Here is a 3251-nt window from a genome sequence, read left to right as displayed (position 1 = left end):
GTCTCTACATGCCCAATCGAGCAATTGCATCCCCGTTACCTACCGCCCGGCCTTTGCGGCTGCCAGCTTCGGTAACACGTGCCCGGTCACGGCAGCCAACGCCCGTCGTGCGCAGTCTGTCCGCGGCGCGTATCGGCGCGCAGGTGAGGGCGCTGCGCATGGCGGCCGAGGTGTCYGGCGGCGAACTGGCCAAGACCTCRGGGATTTCTGCCTCGATGCTTTCTCGGATCGAGCGCGGGCTGGTCTCGCCTTCGGTGGAGACCCTGGAGCGCCTCGCGCAGGGCCTGCATGTGCCGACCTCACGCTTCTTCAGTGATCAGGCACGGCGCACTGACTTTTGCCATGTGCGTGCAGGACATGGTGTCTTGGTYGATCGCATCGGCGCSGTGGCGGACTACCGCTACGAGCTGCTGGGCCACCTGCTGTCGGGCAACCTGTTCGTCGARCCCTAYCTGGTCACATTGCTGCCCGGYGCCGATCCCTATGTGACCTTCCAGCAYCCMGGYCTCAAGTTCCTGTAYTTCCTKTCCGGGGAGGTCAGCTACCGCTACGGCGGCAAGTCGGTGGCGGTAGGGGCGGGGGACTCGCTGCTGTTCGATGCGACCGCACTGCACGGGATTGAGACGATCCAAGTGCAGCCGGTGTCCTACTTGTCGGTGGTGTTCACGCTGCGCGAGTGAAAGGGGAGAGCGGCGCCAATATTCTCGGAAGAGATACCTGGCGAGTTCTCGCCCCTGGGGTGCTGCCAGAACTCTGCGGCCGTGTGTGGCGGTGCGATTGTGCTCGGGCAGACCGCAGTTTGGTCGGTTGATTGCTCGCCCACGCGCCACGCGTGAAAGATGCGTTGTCGCTTCAAGCCCAACACGGCGACGATCGGTAGCTTGACCGCAATTTGATTCGACTCACGCCGTGCGCACCCGCGACTCGAACGCACCGGCATGCGCCCCGCGCCACCGAAAACAAGCCTCGCGAACGTCGTCGGCCAGCGCTGACAGAGCTTCGGAAGGAGTGCCACTTTTCCAGTGCTGAATCACAAACCGCGCCGCCGGCAGCACCGGCAAAAAGCTTCCCGGCGGAATGGAGCGCAGGCCAGACGGCATGCCCGAAGGCGTCAGCACGGTGATGGCCAAACCGGCGGCTGCAGCCGCCACCAATGCGCCAGAACTCTGCGCAGTAAGGACGATCTGCCAGTGGGTCGTGCCATGCCCGGCCAGCGAGGCGAGCGCGGCTTCGCGGAACGGGCAGGGCTCCGACAGGAACGCGAGCGGCACGGGCGCCTCGGGGTCGAGCAGCGCCTTTGCCGAAAAGGCCCAGACCAGCGGCTCCATCCAGAGCGTTTCGGTGTCGCTGCCGGCGTCGCAGACCGTGCCGACCATCAGGTCGAGCGAGTGCTGCCGCACCTGTTTGGCCAGCATCGTGCTGATGCCGCAGCTGATTTCCACATGCACGTCGGGCCTGCGCTCGCGAAAGCCCGCGAGCGCGCCGAACAGCCATTCGCTGGGAAAGCCCTCCGAGCATCCGAGGCGCAGCGTGGCCGGCGCATGGCGCGGCGCCGCAAGCCGCGAGACCGCCTGCTGCTGCAGCTTGAGGATGCTCCTCGCATAGCTCAGCAGCACGCTGCCCTGGGCCGTGAGCTGCAGCGAGCGGGTGGTGCGATCGAAGACGCGGCAGCCCAGCTGCTCTTCGAGCCGCCGGATCTGCGCACTCACGGCCGATTGCGTCAGGTGCATGGCGTCGGCCGCGCGCGTCACGCTGCCGTGGTCGGCCACCGAGACGAAGGCGCGCAGCTGTTGGGAGTCGAGCATGGGTTTCAGTGAAATTCGTTCTGAATGGATGCAAATTATGTTGCTTGTGTGCAGGGTCCGTGCTGCCTAGCCTCGGCGTTCCGAACCACTCACCCCTGCACGCCATGAAAGAACTGCTCTACATCGAGACCTCGCCCAGGAAGACGCGCTCCGCCAGCATCGAGGTGGCCGGCGCCTTCATCAATGAAGTGACGCGCATCCACCCGGCCTGCCATGTCACCACGCTGAACCCCTGGACCATGCAGCTGCCGGAGCTGTCGCAGGACATGCTCGATGCCAAGTACGCCGGCATCAACGGCGTGCCGCTGAGCGACGCCCAGCAAGTGGCCTGGGACGAGGTCCGGCGCATTGCCGTGCCTTTCCACGCCGCGGACCACATCGTGCTGGCGATGCCGCTGTGGAACTTTGGCATTCCCTACAAGCTGAAGCACCTGATCGACGTGGTGTCGCACAAGGACGTGCTGTTCCGCTTCGACGCCTCGGGCCTGTCGGGCATGCTGCAGACCCGGCGCGCGACGGTGGTGTGCGCAAGGGGCCTGGACTACCCCCTGGGCAAGGACGGCTCCGCGCATGCGCTCGACTTCCAGCTGCCCTACATCGAGACCTGGCTGCGCTTCATCGGCGTGCGCGAGGTGCGCTCCGTGGTGGTCGAGAAAACGCTGATGGGGCCGGAGGTCGATGCCGGCGCCAGGGCCGAGGCCAGGCGCCGCGCGGTGGAGCTTGCCGAGGGGCTCTGAGGGCAAGGGCGCGGCGGTTGCAGGGGCATGCGGAGCCTGACACCATGGCTCCATGACCACCTATCAACTCCACTACTGGCCCACCATCCAGGGCCGCGGGGAATTCGTGCGGCTCGCGCTCGAGGCGGCCGGTGCGGACTATGTCGACGTGGCGCGGCTGCCCGAATCGAAGGGCGGCGGCGGGTCCGCACTGGGCGACCGGCTCGACGACCCCGACATCGTCCGCCCTTCGTTCGCGCCGCCGTTCCTGATCGACGGCGACATCGTCGTGGGGCAGACCGCGGCCATCCTGCTGTACCTGGGGCCGCGGCTGGGCCTTTCGGGCGTCGGCGAATCCGACGGCCTCTGGACGCACCAGCTGCAGCTCACCATCGCCGACGTGGTGGCCGAGGCGCACGACACGCACCACCCGATCTCCACCGGCGCCTACTACGAAGACCAGCGCGATGCGGCGGTGCAGCGCGCGCGGGCCTTCCGCGAAGAGCGGATACCCAAGTACCTGAACTGGTTCGAGCGCGTGCTGCAGCGCAACCCCGCGGGGCCGTCGCACCTCGTGGGCGATGTGCTGACCTATGCCGACCTGTCGCTGTTCCAGCTGGTGGACGGCCTGCGCTACGCCTTCCCGAAAGCCGCGGCCCGGGCGCTGGCCGCCACGCCGGCGGTCGAGAAGCTGCACGACAACGTCCGGCGCCGCCAGCGCGTGCACGAC

At 67.2% G+C, this 3251-nt stretch carries 4 protein-coding genes; 3 read left to right on the top strand and 1 reads right to left on the bottom strand.

Annotation, left to right across the window (positions count from 1 at the left end; genetic code table 11):
- Positions 1 to 107: 107 nt before the first annotated feature.
- The gene (locus AC1DOC_RS25815; RefSeq protein WP_018906588.1) at positions 108 to 680 is read left to right on the top strand and encodes a helix-turn-helix domain-containing protein; all 573 of its coding nucleotides are present in this window, start codon (positions 108 to 110) and stop codon (positions 678 to 680) included.
- Between the two features lie 222 nt (positions 681 to 902).
- Here AC1DOC_RS25815 and AC1DOC_RS25810 read toward each other — a convergent pair whose 3' ends face one another.
- Complete coding sequence (locus AC1DOC_RS25810; protein ID WP_015867588.1) at positions 903 to 1805, bottom strand: LysR family transcriptional regulator; 903 nt, start codon at positions 1803 to 1805, stop codon at positions 903 to 905.
- A 104-nt stretch (positions 1806 to 1909) separates the two neighbouring features.
- Between AC1DOC_RS25810 and AC1DOC_RS25805 the strand changes: the two genes are divergently transcribed.
- The gene (locus AC1DOC_RS25805; protein ID WP_015867587.1) at positions 1910 to 2542 is read left to right on the top strand and encodes an FMN-dependent NADH-azoreductase; all 633 of its coding nucleotides are present in this window, start codon (positions 1910 to 1912) and stop codon (positions 2540 to 2542) included.
- 52 nt (positions 2543 to 2594) lie between these two features.
- On the top strand, positions 2595 to 3251 hold a 657-nt coding region (locus AC1DOC_RS25800; RefSeq protein WP_478130768.1), incomplete at its 3' end, for a glutathione S-transferase.

Source organism: Variovorax sp. 01T439_2 (genome assembly GCF_056398445.1).
This window is presented reverse-complemented; position numbering and strand designations above follow the sequence as displayed.